1 protein-coding gene is annotated in these 1,792 nt (G+C 67.5%); it reads right to left on the bottom strand.

What is annotated here, in order from left to right; all coding sequences use genetic code 11:
• Positions 1–2: 2 nt before the first annotated feature.
• Positions 3–1,792 (bottom strand): sulfoacetaldehyde acetyltransferase (gene xsc, locus AC1DQR_RS40145; RefSeq protein WP_477135127.1); only part of this gene is annotated, 1,790 nt, incomplete at its 5' end.

Raw genomic sequence — 1,792 nt, 5'->3', positions numbered from 1 at the left:
GCTCAAACGTAGTCCTTGTACTTATCGAGCATGCGCACGGGCTTGGCCAGCGCATCGCGGCGGAACGGGTCGCCGAGCTCACGGGTGCACATGATCTCGATGATGGTGGTCTTGCCGTGGTGCATCTGCAGGTCGATGGCGCGCTTGAGCGCGGGGCCGACGTCTTCCAGCTTGTCCACCACGATGCCCTCGGCGCCCATGGCGCGGGCGATCTCCGCGAAGCTCTGGTTGTCCAGCTCGCCGGCGACGAAGCGGCGGTTGTAGAAGTCCACCTGGTTCTTCTTCTCCGCGCCCCACTGGCGGTTGTGGAACACCACGGCGGTGACCGGGATGTTGTGGCGCACGGCGGTCATGGTCTCCATCAGGCTCATGCCCCAGGCGCCGTCGCCGGCGTAGGACACGGCCGGGCGGTGGGGTGCGGCCACCTTGGCGCCCATGATGGTGGGGAAGGCATAGCCGCAGTTGCCCCAGCTCATGGCGGCAAAGAAGCTGCGCGGCTTGTTGAAGCGCAGGTAGCTGTTGGCCACCGAGTTGATGTTGCCGATGTCGGTGGAGACCATCACGTCTTCGGGCATGGCCTTCTCCAGCTCGCGCAGGACCTGGCGCGGATGCAGGTAGTGTCCGCCGGTGGGCGTGCGCTCCTGCTTCTGCTCCTCGATCATGTCCAGGCTGTAGGGGTCGCGCTCGTGGGTCCACTCGTCGAGTTCTTTCTCCCAGGCGGCCTTCTCGGCGGCGATCTGTCCGGCGCGGTCTTCGCGGGAGGCGTCGCAGGCCAGGGTGCGGCCGGCCAGGCGCTCGGTCAGTGCGACGGCTGCGGCCTTGGCATCGCCGCAGATGCCCACCGAGATCTTCTTGACCAGGCCGAGCATCTTGTGGTCGGCATCGATCTGGATGATCTTGGCGTGCTTGGGCCAGTAGTCCATGCCGTGCTGGGGCAGGGTGCCGAAGGGTCCGAGGCGCGAGCCGAGGGCGATGACGACATCGGCGCGGGCGAGCAGCTTCATGGCTGCCTTGGAGCCCTGGTAGCCCAGCGGGCCGCACCACAGCGGGTGGCTGGCGGGGAAGGAGTCGTTGTGCAGGTAGCTGTTGACCACCGGGGCGCCCAGCCGCTCGGCCAGCGCCTGGCATTCGTCGATGGCATCGGCCATGACCACGCCGCCGCCGGAGATGATGACGGGGAATCTGGCCTTGGCGATCAGCTCGGCGGCCTCGTTCAGGCGCTGGTCGCCGCCGGGGCCGCGGTCCAGGCGCTGGGGCTGTGGGATCTCGGCCTTGATCTGGCCGTAGAAGTAGTCGCGGGGGATATTGAGCTGGGTCGGTCCCATCTCGGCCATGGCGCGGTCGAAGCAGCGGCCGGTGTACTCGGCCATGCGCGCGGGGTGGGTGACGTGTCCCTGGTACTTGGTGAATTCCTGGAACATGGGCAACTGCTTGGCTTCCTGGAAGCCGCCCAGGCCAATGCCCATGGTGCCGGCCTCCGGGGTGACGATGACCACCGGGCTATGTGCCCAGTAAGCGGCGGCGATGGCGGTCACGCAGTTGCTGATGCCGGGGCCGTTCTGTCCGATGACGACGCCATGGCGGCCCGAGACGCGGGCATAGCCGTCGGCCATGTGGCCAGCGCCTTGCTCGTGCACGACGGGGATCAGGCGGATGCCGGCGGGGGCGAAGATGTCCATGGCGTCCATGAAGGCGGAGCCCATGATGCCGAACATGTCGGTGACGCCATTGGCGGCCAGGGTCTCGACAAAGGCTTCCGACGGGGTCATCTCCTGCGGGCCGGTAGTGGCGG

This window comes from Cupriavidus sp. 05L411 (genome assembly GCF_056398045.1).
Note: the sequence above shows the minus strand (reverse complement) of the source record. Positions and strands in the feature narration are given on the sequence as shown.